This window comes from Streptomyces yongxingensis, assembly GCF_055597465.1.
Map to the genome: position 1 here is coordinate 3,988,158 of NZ_CM145717.1, position 17,222 is coordinate 4,005,379.

Genomic DNA, 17,222 nt, shown 5'->3' on the forward strand with positions numbered 1-17,222 from the left:
TGTCCGTTCAGTGTGGCGCCAACCGGCCCACGGCGCGATCAGCGGTCATCGGCGGGCCCGCCAAGACCGGTGAGGCCGTCCCGGACCCGGTGGGCGTCGGGGTGGCCGAGGGAGTCGAACCGGGTCAGGGCCCGCTGCCAACTGCGGCGGGCCCCGGCCCGGTCCCCCGCGGCGAGCTGGGCGCTGCCGAGCCGGTGCAGGGACTCGGCCTCCCGGACCCGCTCGCCCCGGCCGCGCCGCAGGTCCACCGCGTGCCGGTAGCAGCTGATGGCCTGCTCGTGGTCGCCGACGTGGCTGTGGGCGTAGCCGAGGCTGTCCCAGGCCGCGGACTCCCCGCGCCTGTCGCCCGCCTGCCGCAGCATGGTCAGCGCCTTCTCACAGTGGACGAGGGTCTGCTGGAAGTCGCCCAGCATGGCGTACGCCCAGCCGACGTTGTTCAGGGCGTACGCCTCGCCGCTGCGGTGGCCCGCCGCCCGGTACAGCTTCAGGGCGCGCAGCGCGTGGTGCAGCCCCTCGTCATGGCGCCCCTCCCGCTCGCTGGCGAGGTTGAGCGCGCCATGGGCCAGGGCCTGGCCGACGGCGTTGCCGGTCTCGCGGTGCAGGTTCAGGGCGCGCACCAGATGGCCGCGGGCCCGGTCGTAGCGCCCCATCCGCAGATCGGCGAGGCCCAGGGCATAGCAGGAGTGGGCCTGACCGGTGAGGTCGCGGATGCGGTGGGCCGAGCCCAGGGCGATCCGGTGCACGGTGCGCTGGTCGTGCCAGTGGCCGCGCTGGTCCAGGAACTCCGTCAGCGACCAGGCCAGTTGCCAGGCGTGGGTCTCGAATCCGGCCTCCGCGGCCTCCTGCAGGGCCGCCATCAGCGCCGGGTAGGTGACGATGAACCAGAGCAGCGCCTGGGCGTGCCCCGCGAACTCGCCGACGCTGACGCCGGGCCGGACCGGCTCGACCGTGATCGGCTCCCGGTGCGGGGTGAAGGCCGCCCCGGCGGCCACGGCGGTGTGCAGATAGTGGTCGAGCATCCGGTGCAGCGCGGTGCGGCGCTCCTCCCGCGCGTCGTACGCCTGGGTGAGCTCCATGGCGTAGGCGCGCAGCAGATCGTGGAAGCCGTACTGACCGGGGGCGCGCTCGGTGATCAGATGCGCCCGGGTGAGCTGGATCAGCAGCCGGCGGGCCTGCGGCACCGGGATCCCCACCAGGCTGGCGGCCGCGGGGGCCGCGATGTCGGGGCCCGGGTGGACGCCCAGCAGCCGGAACAGCCGGGCGGCGTCGGCGCCCAGGGTGTGGTACGACCAGGAGAAGACGGCCCGGACGTCGGTGGTGGCGTCCCCGCCCTCGAACGCGTCGAGGCTGCCGCGGGCGTCGCGCAGTTCCCCGGCGAGCGCCTCCAGGCCGAAGCGGGGGTGGGTGGCGGCGCGGGCGGCCACGATGGCGAGCGCGAGCGGCAGCCCGGCGCACACCGTGATGACCTCCTCCACGGCCTCGGGTTCGGCCGCCACCCGCTCGGCGCCCACCCGGCTGATCAGCAGGTCGCGCGCCTCGTCGCGGTCGAGCAGATCCAGCGGCAGCGGCTGGGCCTGCTCGGCGACGACCAGGCTGGTGAGCTCGTTACGGCTGGTCAGCACCACCAGGCAGCCGGGGGAACCGGGCAGCAGGGGCCGCACCTGCTCGGCGTCCCGGGCGTTGTCGAGCAGGATCAGCATCCGGCGGTCGGCCAGCAGGCTCCGGTACAGCGCGGTCTGCGCCTCGAGGGTCGCGGGGATCCGGTGGGCGGGCACCTGGAAGGCGTCCAGGAAGCCCCGTACGGCCTCGGCGACGGTCATGGCCGAGTCGGTGGGGCCGAAGCCGCGCAGATTCACATAGAGCTGGCCGTCGGGGAACCGGTCGCGGACGCGGTGGGCCCAGTGCACCGCGAGGGTCGTCTTGCCGAGGCCGCCGCTGCCCGCGATCACGGTGATCCTCGCGGCCGTGGGCGCCCGTCCCCCGCCCCCGCCCCCGCCCTCGCCCGGGCCCGCGGGCAGCAGGGCGTCCAGCCCGGCCAGTTCGCGCTCGCGGCCGGTGAAGTGGGCCACGTCGGAGGGGAGTTGCTGCGGCACGGCGGTGACGACGGTGATCGGCTCGGGGGCGGTGGCGGGCATGCCCGAGGGCTCGGCGGCGGGTTCGGTGGCGGGCCCGGGGGCCTCGTCGGCGGGCGGGATGCCCTCCGGGGCGAGGGCGAGGGCGGGCGCGGGCGCGGGTGCCGCGTCGGGTGGTGGCGGCGCCGCGGGAGCGCTCCCGTACGCGCCTGACGGCCCGGAGGGATCCCCGGACCGGCCGTCCCTGCCGTCCCTGCCGTCTTGACCGTCCCGACCGTCCCGGCTGTCCTCGAGCGCCTGCCGGTGGAGCCGTTGCAGCTCGTCGCCGGGCTCGATGCCCAGCTCCTCCACGTACCTCCGGCGGGTGGAGCGGAACAGCGCGAGGGCGTCGGCCCGCCTGCCACAGCACCGCAGCGCCTCCATCAGCAGCGCCACCGAGCGTTCCCGCAAAGGGTGTTCGGCCACCAGGGCGGACAGCTCCGCGGCGGCCTCGTGGTGGCGTCCGGAGCGCAGATCGATCGCGGCGCACTCCTCGACCGCCGCACGCCGCTCCTCCTCCAGACCGGCGCCCAGGGTCTCGGGCAGCCAGCCGCCCGCGACATCCGCCAGCGCGGGCCCGCGCCACAGCAGGAGCGCGGCGCGCAGCAGCTCCCCGGCCCGGGCCTCGGCGGCCACGGCGGCCTCGGGCTCCCCGGTGGCCCCGGCGTCCTTGGAAGCCTCCCGCGCGGCCCGCACCAGATCGCGGAACCGGTGGAGATCGACCTGCTCACGCGCGGCGGTCAGGGAATAGCCCTTGGCCGATGTCGTCAACTCGGCCCCGGGCAGGGCGGACAGGATCCGCCGCAGCTTGGAAATCTGCACCTGTACGGCGTTTCGCGCGGACCCCGGCGGGTCCTCGCCCCATACTGCCAACACCAGCCTGTCGACGGACACCACGCGGCCGGAGGCCATCAGCAGCATCGCCAGAACGGACCGCTGTTGCGCGGCGGTCGGCCCCAGCAGACGCTCGCCCTGCCATATCCCGACCGGTCCCAACAGGCGAAACTCGGTCCCGTCCACACACTGCCCCCGTTGGTACCAGAGATTTCACTGTGACCACTTGGAAGCCTACCCACGGGTTCGGGTCAGCGAGGCATCAGCGGGATATCAGCGGCTCGTAGCACCCTACGAGTGTTCGAGGGTCCCACGGGCACCAGAAGCTCACCCCGGTCACCGCTGGCGGCGGCCGGACCGGAACTCTCCGGTCCCCGGGCCCTCTTCCGACGATGAACGGGGGACGGTATGGCAGTGAGGTGCCGGGGAGGCGGCTCATGACCACCGCAGGAGGAACACGGAGCACACCACGGATCGGCGAGCTCGTCTACGACCTCGAACGCGAGGCCATGGGCCGGGTCGCCTACGTGGACACCGGCGGGAACATCGCCTGGGTCAAACCCCTGCGCGAGGGCCCCGAGTGGACGGCCCTCCCGGAACAACTGCGCCGCGCGCCGGACGGCGAGCGGTAGGAGGTGTCCGGCGGTACGCGTACGCCTGCGGCGGGCCACGCGGCGGAGCCGCATATCGATGCTGCCCCCTCCCCGCCCCTTCCCTCAACTGGGGCTCCGCCCCTTAACCCCGGGGTCCAGGGGCGAAGCCCCCTGGTAGCGGGAAAAGGACCAGCCGGGACCGCCAGAAGCCCATGGGCGGCCGGGCCGATGCCGGCGTCTCGCGTCTTCCAACGGGGGGAAGACGCGGGGCGCCTTTCGCCGTGTCCGCCACGCCATGCGCCCCGGGTCCCTGAAACACCCACGGCCCTGCCCCGATTCAGGAGGGCAGGGCCGTGTTGTGCGCGGGGTGTCAGGCGGGCACGTGCTCCTTCGCCGTGTCACCGTCACGCCGCTCGGGGAGGGACGTGCCCTCGGCCGCCTCGGAGTCGTCCGCGGCCGGGCCGTGGCCGCCACCGCTGCGGGCGAAGCCCTCCGCGTCGAACGGCAGCCGTCCGGCGAGGACTTCGTTCATCCGCTCCTTGTCGATCTCCTTGGTCCAGGTGCCGACCAGGACGGTCGCGACCGCGTTGCCCGCGAAGTTGGTGAGGGCGCGGGCCTCGCTCATGAAGCGGTCGATGCCGACGATGAGGCCGACGCCGTCGACCAGTTCGGGCCGGTGCGACTGGAGACCGCCCGCCAGCGTCGCCATGCCCGCGCCGGTCACACCGGCGGCGCCCTTCGACGCGACGATCATGAAGACGAGGAGGGATATCTGCTGGCCTATGGAGAGCGGGTCGCCCATGGCCTGCGCGATGAACAGCGAGGCCATCGTCAGGTAGATGGCGGTGCCGTCCAGGTTGAAGGAGTAGCCCGTGGGGACGGTGATACCGGCGACCGGCTTGCTGACGCCGGCGTGCTCCATCTTCGCGATCAGCAGCGGCAGCGCCGACTCGGAGGAGGACGTCGACAGGATCAGCAGGAACTCCCGCGCCAGGTACTTCAGCAGCAGGAAGATGTTGATGCCGGCGACCAGCCGCAGGATCGTCCCGAGGACGAGGAACACGAACAGCGCACAGGTCACGTAGAAGCCGACCATGATGACCGCGAGCGCCTTGAGCGCGTCCAGACCGGTCTCGCCGACGACGGCGGCGATCGCGCCGAAGGCGCCGATCGGGGCGGCCCACATGACCATCGACAGCAGCTTGAAGACGAGCTGCTGTATGTGGCCTATGCCGCGCAGCACCGGCTCGCCCGCCTTGCCCATCGCCTGCAGGGCGAAGCCCGCGAGGAGGGCCACGAACAGGGTCTGCAGCACCTCGCCCTCGGTGAAGGCGGAGACCAGCGTCTTCGGGATGATCCCGAGCAGGAAGTCCGCCGTCGACTCGGAGGCGCCCTCGGCCTGGCTCTGCCCGGCCTGGGCCGCCTCATGGCTCATGTGCAGGCCGCTGCCGGGCTCGAGGAAGTTGCCGACGACCAGGCCGATGGCGAGGGCCACGGTCGACATCACCATGAAGTAGCCGAGCGCCAGACCGCCGACCGCGCCGACCTTCGCCGCCTTGCGCACCGAGCCGACCCCGAGCACGATCGTGCAGAAGATGATCGGCGAGATCAGCATCTTGATGAGGTTGACGAAGCCTTCGCCGATGGGCTTGAGCTCCACCGCCGTATCGGGGGCCACGAAGCCCACGAGGATGCCGAGCGCCACCGCGCCGATGACGGCGAGGTAGAGGTAGTGAATCCTTTCTTTCTTCGGCTTCGTCCCGTCCGGTCCCGTACGCCCGGATGCGGGCGGCGTGGTGTCCGCAGCCACGGTGCTGCCTCCTTCTGTTCTGCCGTCCAACTGTCCCGGCGCTGTACTGTGTGCGGCTCGCACACCGCCTTGAACGGTCCCGGCGACTATGCCCCAGCCTGTGACGGGGGTCACCCTTCCGTTCATTTCGTTCATACAAAGATGCGTGTGCAGACTGATGGCCATGCGCATCCCCCACCCCCGGAGCCTGGCGGGCCAGCTGTTCGCGATGCAGGTCGTGCTGGTCGCCGCCCTGGTGGCCGGATGCGCCTTCTTCGCCTACGTCACCGACCGCGACCAGGCGGTGGTGGCCGCGCGGCAGCGGGCGACCGCCGCCGCGGTGGCCGTCGCCGATTCGCCGTCGGTCGCCGAGGCCGCGCGGTCGAAGGACCCCACCGCCCGGCTCCAGCCGTACGCGGAGAAGGTGCGCCGGGACACCGGCGTCACCTTCGTCACGATCATGGATACCCACGGTGTGCGCTGGGCGCACCCCGATCCGCGCCAGATCGGCGCCACCTATCTCGGCCACATCAAGCCCGCGCTGCGCGGGCGGATCTTCGCCGAGACCTACACCGGCACGCTCGGCTCCTCCGTGCGGGTCGTGGCCCCCGTGCGCGACGCCCGCGCCGGCGGCCGGATCACCGCGCTGGTCAGCGCGGGCATCACGGTGGACACCATCAGCGCCCAGGTGCGCCGCCAGTTGCTCGCGCTGCTGGGTGTGGCGGCCGCGGCGCTCGCACTCGGCGGCCTGTGCGCGTATGTCATCAACGCCCGGCTGCGCCGCCATACGCACGGGATGAACGCGGCCGAGCTGAGCCGGATGCACGACTACCACCAGGCCGCGCTGCACGCCGTGCGCGAGGGGCTGCTGATGCTCGACGGCCAGCGGCGGATCGCGCTGATCAACGACGGCGGGCGGGAGCTGCTCGGCCTGCCCGAGGACTCCGTCGGCCGCTACGTCTCCGACCTGGGCCTGCCGCCGGCGCTGACCGGCGCCCTGCTGGCCGCCGAGCCGCGCGTGGACGAGCTGCACCTGACCGCGGAGCGGGTCGTGGTCGTCAACACCTCACCGGTGAGCAGCGGTGAGCAGCGCGGCACGGTCGTCACCCTGCGTGACCACACCGAGCTCCAGGCACTCTCGGGCGAGCTGGACTCGCTGCGCGGCTTCGCGGAGGCGCTGCGCTCCCAGGCCCATGAGGCCGCGAATCGGCTGCATGCCGTCGTCTCGCTGATCGAACTGGGCCGGGAGGACGAGGCGGTCGACTTCGCCACCGCCGAGCTGGAGCTGGCCCAGGCGCTGACCGACCAGGTGGTGGCGGCGGTCGCCGAGCCGGTGCTGGCCGCGCTGCTGCTGGGCAAGGCGGCCCAGGCCAGTGAGCGGGGCGTCGAGCTCGTCCTGGCCCCCGACAGCCGCATCGACGACGGCGTCCTCCCGCCCGGCCTGCCCGCCCGCGACCTGGTGACCATCCTCGGCAACCTCATCGACAACGCCACGGACGCGGCCGCCGAGGGCGTCGGTAACGAGTCGGCCCCGCGCAGCGCCCGCGTCACGGTCACCGCCCGCGCGGACGCCGGCGAGCTGACCCTGCGCGTGTCGGACACCGGCGCCGGGCTCGACCCGGCGGCGGCCGAGGAGGTCTTCCGCCGCGGCTGGAGCACGAAGTCCTCCGGCCGCGGCCTCGGTCTGGCCCTGGTCCAGCAGGCCGCCCGCCGCAACGCGGGCACGGTCGAGGTCACGACCTCCCCGGACGGCGGCGCCGAATTCACCGCCCGCCTCCCCCTGACGACCCCGGCCATCACGCCGTGAGCCCCGCATCGGCTGGGGCCGCGCCCACCGGCCGCCCACCGACCGCCCAGCGACCAGCCGGGGCGGTGCCGGGCAGGCCCCCGTCCCGCCCGGCCGCCAGCGGTCATATCCGGCCGTTCTGGAGCGGGGGTCCGGGGGCGGAGGCCCCGGGAGACGGGGCGTAGGGGAATCGTCACCGTAGGGATCTGGCCACTTGCGGTTACCCTCCGTAAATTGGAGCCCTGAGCTTCCGCGTGCACCGCGTTTCGAGAGGAATCCGTTCATGAGCCCGCCGCAGGCGAGACCGGGGGATCCGGCGCCGATCCGGGTTCTCGTCGTCGAAGACGACCCCGTCGCGGCGGACGCGCACCGGATGTACGTCGAGCGCGTCCCCGGCTTCGCCGTCGTCGGGGCCGCGCGGAGTGGCGGGGACGCCCAGCGGTTGCTGGAGCGGACGCCCGCCGACCTCCTGCTGCTGGACCTCTACCTCCCCGACGGGCACGGCCTCCAGCTCGTACGCGCGCTGCGCGCCGCCGGGAACGCTGCGGATGTGATCGCGGTCACCTCGGCCCGGGACCTCGCGGTGGTCCGCGACGGGGTCTCGCTCGGGGTCGTGCAGTACGTGCTGAAACCGTTCACCTTCTCCACCCTCCGGGACCGCCTCCTCCGGTACGCCGAGTTCCGGGCGACCGCGGGCGAGGCCAGCGGGCAGGACGAGGTGGACCGGGCGCTGGCCGCGCTGCGGGCGCCGCAGCCCGCCGCGATGCCGAAGGGGCTGACCCAGGCCACCCTGCACGCGGTCACGGAGGCGCTGCGCGGCGCGGAGGAGGAGGGCATCTCGGCCGCGGCCACCGCCGAGACCGTGGGGATCTCCCGGATCACCGCCCGCCGCTATCTGGAGCACCTGGTGGAGGCCGGGCGGGCCGCCCGCGCCCCGCACTACGGGCAGATCGGCCGGCCCGAGCTGCTGTACCGCTGGCTCAGCGAGCACTAGGGCCCTTCTGACGGATCTCCGCGGCGCCGCGACGGGTGTCCGGCGGAGAGTGACGCCTGCGGCGGGCCGCTCCCCTCCCCACCCCTTCCCACAACTGGGGCTTCGCCCCCAGACCCCAGGGGCCTGGGGGCGAAGCCCCTGCCACGCGGCCGAGCCGCAGGCACCCGCTGCGGCGGTCGCTCGATGTCTGCCATGCCGCGCTGACATCAGGACATGCTCGACAGCGCCGCCCCGATCCGCCCATACGTTTGCGGAATGAATTGTTCCCCGTGCGTCGTCCCTTTGGCGCCAACGGCAGACAGCACGAAGCGTGTGCTCCTCAGCCCCAGTTGGTTCGCGGCCGTGATGGGCACCGGCATCGTCGCCAATGCGGCGGCCACCCTGCCGCGGAGCCTTCCCATGCTGCGGACCGCCGCCACGGTGGTCTGGCTGGGCGCCGCGCTCCTGCTGGTCCTGCTGGCCGTCGGGTACCTCCGGCAGCGGGCGCTGCGGTCGCACGCCGGTGATCCGGTGACAGCCCAGTTCTTCGGCGCGCCCCCGATGGCGCTGCTCACGGTGGGCTCCGGGGCGCTGCTGCTCGGCCGCCCGCTGATCGGGCCCGAGGCGGCGCTGGACGTGGACTGGGCGCTGTGGTCGCTCGGTACCGCGCTCGGTCTCGCCACGGCCTGCGCGGTGCCCTATCTGATGGTCACCCGGCACCGCTTCACGCCGGACGCGGCGTTCGGGGGCTGGCTGATGCCGGTGGTGCCGCCGATGGTCTCGGCCGCGACGGGCGCGCTGCTCGTCCCTCACGCACCGGCGGGGCAGCCGCGGCTCGCCCTGCTGCTGGGCTGCTACGCCATGCTCGGGCTCGGCCTGGTCGCGGCGCTGCTGGTGCTGGCCATGATCTACGGCCGTCTGGTGCACCATGAGGCCCCCACCGGAACGGTGGTGCCCACGGTGTGGATCGGAGTCGGGGCGTTGGGCCAGGCGGTGACGGCGCTCGGCGCGCTGGCCGCGGTGGCGCCGAGCGCGCTCCCCGCGCCCTACGCGCGGGGCACCGAGGTGTTCGCGCTGCTGGGCGGGATCCTGGTGTGGGGCTTCGCCATGCTGTGGGCGGTGCTGGCCACGGGACTCACGGTACGGACGATCCGGGCCGGGCTGCCGTTCGCGCCCACCTGGTGGTCCTTCATCTTCCCGGTCGGCGCCTGTGTGACCGCCACCAGCGCCCTCGCGGCGCGGACCGGTTCGAAGATGTTCGTCTGGATCGCCGTGGTGTTCTATGGGCTGCTCGTCATCGCGTGGGTGGTGGTGACCGGCCACTCCCTGCGCCACGCCGCCCGGCGCATAGGGCGCCGGCCCGTCGGCGGGCACGCGCACCGGCGGACCCATGAGCCGGAGGGGCGCCTCGACGGTCCGTCCGTGCTCAAGTGAACGACCCTCTGTCCCGGACGGACCCGCCCCCGGCATGTCCTCATATGCCGCTGTTATGGCATCTTCACATGCCTTGCCGCCTTTCCCACTGTTTTAGCGTGGACAGCATGACGCAGTCGTATGGGCTGGAATTCGGCCTCAACGAATGGCTTGTGGACGAGCAGTACGACCGGTATTTGCACGACCCGGGCTCGGTCGACCAGGCGTGGAGGGACTTCTTCGCCGCTCCCGCCACCGCGACGGACCGGCCCGGGCGCGACGACACGAGCGCGGTGAGTGACGACGCGGACGAGTCGGCGGTCAAGGCGGTCCGCGTCGCGGCGCTCATCCACGCGTATCGGGTGCGCGGACATCTGATGGCCGATACCGACCCGCTCGCGGCGGAGCGGAGGGGCTCGCACCCGGAGCTCGACATCACGGCATTCGGGCTCGGCGAGGAGGACCTGGAGCGGACGTTCGCCGTCGACGGCTTCACCGGGCGGGTCACCATGTCCCTTCACGATGTTCTGCGGGTCCTGCGGGAGTCCTACTGCCGGACCGTCGGCACCCAGTACATGCACATCCAAAGCTCCGAAGAACGTCGCTGGGTCCAGCAGCGGATCGAATCGCCGCACCCCGGGGCGGACCGCGCCGAACAATTGCAGATCCTCTACCGGCTGGGCGCGGCGGAGGCCCTCGAGACATTCCTGCACACCAAATACGTGGGCCAGAAACGGTATTCGCTCGAAGGCGGCGAGTCCGCGATCGTGCTGCTGGACGCCTTGCTGCACCGCTCCATCAAGGACGGGGTGAGGGAAGCCGTCATCGGTATGGCACACCGCGGCCGGCTCAATGTTCTGGCCAACATCGTCGGCAAGTCCTACGCGGAGATCTTCCATGAGTTCGAGGACGCGGTGGACATCCGGTCGGCCCAGGGATCCGGGGATGTGAAGTACCACCTCGGTGCGGAGGGTACCTATCGCGCCCTGAACGGCGGCACCATCGCCGTCTCCGTGGTGGCGAACCCCTCGCACCTGGAGATCGTGGGGCCGGTGGCCCAGGGGGTGGTCCGCGCCAAGCAGGAGGTGGCCGCGGGCGGTGGCGGCCCCTTCGCCGTCCTGCCCGTCGTCGTCCACGGGGATGCCGCGTTCGCCGGTCAGGGCGTGGTCGGCGAGACTCTGAACATGTCCCAGCTTCCCGGCTACCGCACCGGGGGGACGGTCCACATCGTCATCAACAACCAGCTCGGCTTCACGACCTCACCCGCCCACGGCCGTACGAGCGGCTACGCCACCGATGTGGCACGGACCATCGAAGCCCCGATCTTCCACGTCAACGGAGACGACCCCGAGGCCGTCGTCCGCATCGCACGGTTGGCCTTCGACTACCGGCAGGCGTTCCACAAGGACGTCGTCATCGATCTGATCTGCTACCGGCGCCACGGCCACAGCGAGGTCGACGATCCCTCCATCACGCAGCCGGCGATGTACGACCGCATCGTCGCCAGACCTTCGGTGCGCACGCTGTACGCCGAGGCGCTGGTCCGCCGGGGGGACATCAGCGAACGGCAGGTGGAGGGCGCCCTGCGGGACTACCGGGAACGCCTTGAGCGTGCCTTCGTCGAGACCCAGGCGCTGTCGGTGCCCGGCCGCTCCCCGGAACGCATCACTCCCGGGGACGCCGAGGACGCCGGGGACGCCGAGATCGCCGGGGCCGCCGAGGACGCGCCCGCCCCTCACGTACCCACCGCGATCACTGAGGCGACCGCCCGGCGCGTCATCGCGTCCCAGACCAGTCCGCCGCGAGACTTCGTCGTGCACCCCCGCGTTCTGCCGCAGCTACGCCGACGTGCCACGATGCTGGACGCGGGAACGATCGACTGGGCCACCGCGGAAACCCTCGCCCTCGGCTCCCTGTTGCTGGACGGGGTTCCGGTACGGCTGGCCGGGCAGGATTCCCGCCGCGGCACGTTCGGGCAACGGCACGCCGTGCTCACCGACCGGCGCACCGGCCTGGAGTACACACCGCTGAGCTCCCTCGGCGGGCGGGCCGCGGATTTCGCACCCTACGACTCGATGCTGTCCGAACTGGCGGCACTGGCCTTCGAATACGGCTACTCCCTGGCACGGCCCGCCGCCCTGGTGCTGTGGGAGGCGCAGTTCGGCGACTTCGCCAACGGTGCCCAGACCGTCGTCGACGAGTACATCGCGTCATCCGAGCAGAAATGGGGGCAGCGCTCCGGGGTGACGCTGCTGCTGCCGCACGGCTTGGAGGGGCAGGGACCGGACCACTCCTCCGCCAGGGTCGAGCGATTCCTCCAGTTGTGTGCGCGGGGGAACATGAGCGTCGCCATGCCCTCCCTGCCCGGCAACTACTTCCATCTGCTCCGGCAGCAAGCGCTCGGCGAGCGCGGGCACCGAAGGCCACTGGTCGTGTTCACTCCGAAGTCGATGCTGCGGTCGAAGGCGGCCACCTCCACGCCGGCCGAGCTCACCACGGGCGCGTTCCGTGCGGTCCTGCCGGACGAGACGGCCGATGCCACCCGGACCGGGCGGGTGCTGGTGTGCTCGGGCAAGGTCTTCTACGACCTGGACGCCTACCGGCGAAGCGCGAATCCGTCGGACACCGCGATCGTCCGCGTGGAGCGTCTCTACCCGTTCCCGGAGCGGGAGCTCGGCGCGGAACTCGCCCGTTTCCCCGCCGACGCCGAGGTGCGGTGGGTGCAGGAGGAGCCGGAGAACCAAGGCGCCTGGACCTTCGTGGGGCCGCAGGTGCGGCGGTCGGCGAAACGTCCCGTCGGATGCGTCAGCCGACCGCCGGCACCGGCCCCGGCCGTGGGCTCCGCCCGGCGGCACGCCGGTGAGCAGCGGGATCTCGTGGCATCCGCCTTCCGCTGACCGGGCAGTCCGCCACGCCGCAGAAGGGGCCCGTCGCACCTCGGCTACGGCGTGACGGCTTCGGACGCCGCATCCTTGGTGCCCACGCCGGTCGTGCGGAAGCTGGTCCGGTAGGCACCCGGCGTCACACCCAGGTGCCGCACGAACGCTCTGCGCATCGACTCCGGCGAGCCGAACCCGGTACGCCGCGCCACCACCGCCATGGCGTCGTCGCCGGTCTCCAGCAGCACCTGGGCGGCCTCCAACCGGACCTGCTCCACATACCGGGCCGGGGTGGTTCCCACCTCTTCGTCGAAGAGCCGGGTCACATGACGGACGCTGACGCCTGCCTTGCGTGCCATGGCCGACAGTGTGTGGTTGGCCCCGGGGTTCTCGGCGACCTCGTCCAGCACCCGGCGGAGGGTGTCCCGACGGGAGTGCGGGACCTGGGAGCGGACGCTGAACTGGGACTGGCTCCCCGGTCGCTGCATGAAGACGACCATGTCCTTGGCCACCGCTCGAGCGACCTCCGCACCGTAGTGGTCTTCGACGAGCGCCAGGGAGAGGTCGATACCGGCGCTGACCCCTGCCGAGGTCATCATGCGCCCGTCCCGCACGAAGATGGCGTCCGGTTTGACCCGCACGGCGGGAAAACGCAGGGCGAGCTGCTGTGACTGCCGCCAGTGCGTCGCGGCGCGACGCCCGTCCAGCAGTCCGGCCGCTGCCAGCAGAAACGCTCCGGTGCACACCGATGCCGTGCAGCGGGCCTTCTCATGCAGTCGCCGGACGACGTCCAAGAGCGCGTCGTCCTTGATCAGCGCTTCCCATTCCGGACCGCCCGGGATCACCAGAACGTCGGACGGCTCACGTAGATCATCGACCCGCAGGTCGGCGCTGAGGCGGGTCCCGGCGGAGGTGATCACCTCCGCCCCGTCCTCGGACGCGATCCGCACCCGATAGTGCCCGCCGAACTCGTTCGCCGAAGCGAAGACCTCGATGGGACCGGTCACATCGAGCAGCCGCACCCCCGGGAAGACGAACACCGTCACGGTGAGCGGGCCCGTTCCAGGGCGCTTGTGGTTCATCGGATGCCTCCGGGCCGTGCGCGGGGTGCGGACACGGGCGGTCCGTCGAGCGCCGGCCGATTCCCCGCGTCTTCCCCGCGACCATTGTCCGCCTTCGGCCAGAACCGGGACTACGACCGACTCGCTCCCTGCTGGGAGGCGCATCCTCCCAGTCGCCCACGCGCCCAATAGGAAAGTTTCCTATCCGACATCTTGTCGCGGCCATGCCGCCTCGCTAGGTTCAGCCTCGCTCGACTTCCTCCCACCCCCCACCAGGAGGCTCCATCAGCCATGCCTCTTTCCAAGCCGACGCACCGCAGACTCGCCCTCGCCGCCGCCATCGGCCTGCTCGCCGCGGGCGCCACCACGGCGGCCACCGCCCAGGCGGCGCCCCGGGCGGCGCACACCGCCGCCGCCCCCAGCGGGCTCAACGGCCCCTACCTCTACCTGGGTTGGGGCTCGCCGCCCAAGGCCACGGACGTCATGTCGGCCACCGGCACCAAGCAGTTCACGATGGCCTTCATGCTGTCCGACGGCGGCTGCACCCCCAAGTGGGACGGCTCCCGCGCGCTCACCGGCGGCAACGACCAGTCGACGATCAACTCCATCCGCTCGGCGGGCGGCGATGTCACCGTCTCCTTCGGCGGCTGGAGCGGTAACAAGCTGGGCGAGAAGTGCTCCTCCGCCTCCGCGCTCGCCGGGGCGTACCAGAAGGTCATCGACGCGTACAAGCTCAAGTCGATCGACATCGACATCGAGTCGACCGAGTTCGAGAACGCGACGGTCCGCCAGCGCGTGATCGACGCGCTCAAGACGGTCAAGCAGAAGAACAGCGGCATCAAGGTGTACGTCACCTTCGGCACCACCACGACCGGCCCCGACTCCAACGGAAAAGACCTGGTCAAGCGCGGTGCCACCGCCGGGCTCGACGTGGACGGCTGGGCGGTCATGCCGTTCGACTTCGGCCAGGGATCGATCGACATGGCGGCGGCCACCAAGTCCGCGGTGGACGGCCTGAAGAACACCGTGGCGAGCGCGTACGGCCTCTCCTCCGACGCCGCCTACCGCAAGGTCGGCTTCTCCTCGATGAACGGCAAGACCGACGTCGCGGGCGAGACCATATCCCTGAACAACTTCAAGGACATGGTCTCCTACGCCAAGAGCCACCACCTGGCGCGCGTCAGCTTCTGGTCGCTCAACCGCGACCGCAAGTGCGGCTCCGGCACGGACGGGGACGCGTGCAGCGGGATCGACCAGGGGACGTACGACTTCACCAAGGCGCTCGCGGGCTACAACGGCTGACCCCGGGCCGGACTCGTCCGCGTACCTGGCGGCGTTCGATCAAGTGACCATCCAGGTCACGGGGATTGACCTTCCGTTGAAGCCGACCTTACGGTCGGCCCGCAGCCCACAGAGGCCAGCAAGGAGGTCGTGCCCGTGCGCCCCACCGCCCCACTGATCCTCGCCGCCACCCTCGCCGCCACCGCAGGACTCACAGCCTGCGGTGGCGGTTCGGGCAGCGACCCGGACACCGTCAAGGTCGCCTACAACCGCTCCACCGACAACAAGATCCGCTTCAAGGACAACCATCTCGCCGAGGTCAAGAAGCAGTTCGAGAAGGCCAACCCCGGCAAGAAGGTCAAGCTGATCCCGATCCAGGCGCAGGACAACGACTACGCCACCAAGGTCCAGCAGATGATGCGGTCCCCGAAGACCGCCCCGGACCTGGTCTACGAGGACACCTTCCGGATCAACTCCGACATCAAGGCCGGCTATCTGCGCCCCCTCGACGACTATCTGGCCAAGTGGAAGACCTGGGACCAGTTCGTCGACACCGCGAAGGCCGCGGCCAAGGCCGAGGACGGCAAGACGTACGGCGTCCCGGACGGCACCGACACCCGGGGCCTGTGGTTCAACAAGGAGATCTTCGCCAAGGCCGGGCTGCCCGCCGACTGGTCCCCCAAGAACTGGAACGAGATCCTCGAGGCGGCGCGCACGATCAAGAAGAAGGTCCCCGGCGTCACCCCGCTCAACGTCTACACCGGCAAGGCCCCGGGCGAGACCTCCGTGATGCAGGGCTTCGAGATGCTGCTGTACGGCACGGGCGAGGCGGGCGGGAACCCGCTGTACGACCCCGGCGCCAAGAAGTGGGTCACCGGCGGCAAGGGGTTCAGCGACGCCCTCGGCTTCCTCAAGACCGTCTACTCCGAGAAGCTGGGCCCGGACATCTCCGACGCCCTCGACCCCAACGTCGGCACCACCGTCTACAGCGAATGGCTGCCCCAGGGCAAGCTGGCCATCGCCCTCGACGGCTCCTGGCTCGGCCAGAACTGGCTGAAGACCGGCGGCAAGCCCTGGCCCGAGTGGTCCAAGACCCTCGGCCAGGCCCCGATGCCCACGCAGAACGGCCAGGCGCCCGGCAAGGTCAGCATGTCCGGCGGCTGGACGTGGGCGATCACCGCGAAGTCCAAGAACCCCGATCTGGCCTGGAAGTTCATCGAGCAGCTCCAGACCAAGGACAACGCGGTCACCTGGGACATCGTCGACGCGCAGATCGCGGTCCGTAAGGACGTCGCGCAGGACCCGAAGTACACCTCCTCCATGCCCGGGATCACCTTCTTCACGGGCCTGGTGAAGTACACCCACTACCGCCCCACCACCCCCGTCTATCCGCAGGTGTCCACGGCGATCGGCGAGGCGATGGAGGCGGCGACCACGGGCGACGCCTCACCGGAGAAGGCCGCGAAATCGTACGACGACCAGCTCAAGTCCATCGCCGACGGCGCCACGGTGGCGGCGGGCGGCCAGGGCTGAGGGCCGCCCCCCGATGGCAACCGCGACCAAGGTGGCGGCGGCCCCGGCGGAGACCCCGGCCCGGCCGGGTCCCCGTCGCGGCCGCCCCCTGCGCTGGCTTCCGCTCGCCCCCGCCACCGTCATGCTGCTGCTCTTCCTCGGTGGCCCGATCGCCTACTGCGTCTATATCGCCTTCACCAATATGCAGCTCACGGGCGCGTCCTCCACGGACTTCGTGGGCCTGGACAACTTCCAGCGCGCCTTCGGGGACGACGACTTCCGCAACGCCGTCGTCCTCACCCTCGTCTTCACCCTCCTCTCCTCCTTCGTCGGCCAGAACACCCTCGGCCTGGCCCTGGCCGCCCTGATGCAGCGCGCCTCCCGGCCGGTGCGCACGCTGACGGGCTCGATCGTCATCGCGGCCTGGGTCGTCCCCGAGATCGTGGCGGGCTTCCTGCTGTACGCGTTCTTCCGCCGCGAGGGCACGCTCAACGCCCTGCTGGACTGGCTGGGCCTGCCGTCCCAGAACTGGCTCTACACCCTGCCCATCCTCGCCGTCTCCTTCGCCAACGTGTGGCGCGGCACGGCCTTCTCGATGCTCGTCTACTCCGCCGCGCTGTCGGAGATCCCCAAGGAGATCACCGAGGCGGCGGAGGTCGACGGCGCCGGCGGCCTCGGCCGCTTCTGGCACATCACCCTGCCGATGATCCGCCGCTCCATCGGCACCAATCTGATGCTGAACACGTTGCAGACGCTCTCGGTGTTCGGCCTCATCTGGGCGATGACCCGAGGCGGCCCGGGAAACCGCAGCCAGACGCTCCCCGTCTTCATGTACGACCAGGCGTTCAACAAGTCCCTGATCGGCTACGGCACGGCGGTGGCGCTGCTGTTGCTGGTGGTGGGGGCGCTGTTCTCGGTGGTGTACCTGCGGCTGATGCGCGAGGAGGTCTGACGCGGCGGAGTCGCGCCCCATGCGACCGCCGCACGAGC

General features: G+C 71.5%; 11 protein-coding genes and 1 pseudogene. 9 read left to right on the plus strand and 3 right to left on the minus strand.

Translation table 11 applies throughout. From position 1 onward, the window contains the following. Nucleotides 1-38 precede the first annotated feature (38 nt). On the minus strand, nucleotides 39-3,107 hold the full coding sequence (locus ACZ6TD_RS16605) for an AfsR/SARP family transcriptional regulator (RefSeq protein WP_471354748.1): 3,069 nt from the start codon (nucleotides 3,105-3,107) through the stop codon (nucleotides 39-41). A 275-nt stretch (nucleotides 3,108-3,382) separates the two neighbouring features. Here ACZ6TD_RS16605 and ACZ6TD_RS16610 point away from each other — a divergent pair, with 275 nt between their 5' ends. Beyond that, nucleotides 3,383-3,577 (plus strand): hypothetical protein, encoded by a 195-nt coding sequence (locus ACZ6TD_RS16610; RefSeq protein WP_020868332.1) that lies wholly within the window; start codon nucleotides 3,383-3,385, stop codon nucleotides 3,575-3,577. A gap of 331 nt (nucleotides 3,578-3,908) precedes the next feature. Here ACZ6TD_RS16610 and ACZ6TD_RS16615 read toward each other — a convergent pair whose 3' ends face one another. Beyond that, nucleotides 3,909-5,348 (minus strand): cation:dicarboxylate symporter family transporter, encoded by a 1,440-nt coding sequence (locus tag ACZ6TD_RS16615; protein WP_471354750.1) that lies wholly within the window; start codon nucleotides 5,346-5,348, stop codon nucleotides 3,909-3,911. A gap of 163 nt (nucleotides 5,349-5,511) precedes the next feature. Here ACZ6TD_RS16615 and ACZ6TD_RS16620 point away from each other — a divergent pair, with 163 nt between their 5' ends. The 5 genes and pseudogenes from ACZ6TD_RS16620 to ACZ6TD_RS16640 all read left to right on the plus strand — a co-directional run bounded on the left by ACZ6TD_RS16620 (nucleotide 5,512) and on the right by ACZ6TD_RS16640 (nucleotide 12,396). Then, nucleotides 5,512-7,134: a sensor histidine kinase gene (locus ACZ6TD_RS16620; protein WP_471354752.1), complete on the plus strand. Its 1,623-nt coding sequence runs from the start codon at nucleotides 5,512-5,514 to the stop codon at nucleotides 7,132-7,134. 262 nt (nucleotides 7,135-7,396) lie between these two features. Next, nucleotides 7,397-8,107: a response regulator gene (locus ACZ6TD_RS16625; protein ID WP_471354754.1), complete on the plus strand. Its 711-nt coding sequence runs from the start codon at nucleotides 7,397-7,399 to the stop codon at nucleotides 8,105-8,107. Between the two features lie 312 nt (nucleotides 8,108-8,419). Continuing rightward, nucleotides 8,420-9,520, plus strand: coding sequence for a TDT family transporter (locus ACZ6TD_RS16630; RefSeq protein ID WP_471354756.1), 1,101 nt, complete (start codon nucleotides 8,420-8,422; stop codon nucleotides 9,518-9,520). 107 nt (nucleotides 9,521-9,627) lie between these two features. Continuing rightward, nucleotides 9,628-9,702 (plus strand): annotated as a pseudogene (locus tag ACZ6TD_RS16635) (hypothetical protein); the annotation flags it as partial. After that, nucleotides 9,697-12,396 (plus strand): multifunctional oxoglutarate decarboxylase/oxoglutarate dehydrogenase thiamine pyrophosphate-binding subunit/dihydrolipoyllysine-residue succinyltransferase subunit, encoded by a 2,700-nt coding sequence (locus ACZ6TD_RS16640; RefSeq protein WP_471357798.1) that lies wholly within the window; start codon nucleotides 9,697-9,699, stop codon nucleotides 12,394-12,396. The pseudogene ACZ6TD_RS16635 and the gene ACZ6TD_RS16640, both read left to right, overlap by 6 nt. A 44-nt stretch (nucleotides 12,397-12,440) precedes the next feature. Here the strand turns inward: ACZ6TD_RS16640 and ACZ6TD_RS16645 are convergent, their stop codons facing one another. After that, nucleotides 12,441-13,460 carry a GlxA family transcriptional regulator gene (locus tag ACZ6TD_RS16645; RefSeq protein ID WP_471354757.1) on the minus strand — a complete coding sequence of 340 codons (1,020 nt, stop codon included), beginning with the start codon at nucleotides 13,458-13,460 and terminating at the stop codon, nucleotides 12,441-12,443. A 270-nt stretch (nucleotides 13,461-13,730) separates the two neighbouring features. On the opposite strand from ACZ6TD_RS16645, the gene ACZ6TD_RS16650 reads away from it, so the two are divergent. The 3 genes from ACZ6TD_RS16650 (at nucleotide 13,731) to ACZ6TD_RS16660 (ending at nucleotide 17,184) form a co-directional block, all read left to right on the plus strand. Beyond that, nucleotides 13,731-14,741 (plus strand): chitinase, encoded by a 1,011-nt coding sequence (locus ACZ6TD_RS16650; RefSeq protein WP_471354759.1) that lies wholly within the window; start codon nucleotides 13,731-13,733, stop codon nucleotides 14,739-14,741. 135 nt (nucleotides 14,742-14,876) lie between these two features. Next, entirely contained in the window at nucleotides 14,877-16,253 is a 1,377-nt protein-coding gene (locus tag ACZ6TD_RS16655) for an ABC transporter substrate-binding protein (RefSeq protein ID WP_471354761.1), read from the plus strand. A 13-nt stretch (nucleotides 16,254-16,266) separates the two neighbouring features. After that, the gene (locus tag ACZ6TD_RS16660; RefSeq protein ID WP_471354763.1) at nucleotides 16,267-17,184 is read left to right on the plus strand and encodes a carbohydrate ABC transporter permease; all 918 of its coding nucleotides are present in this window, start codon (nucleotides 16,267-16,269) and stop codon (nucleotides 17,182-17,184) included. Nucleotides 17,185-17,222: the final 38 nt, after the last annotated feature.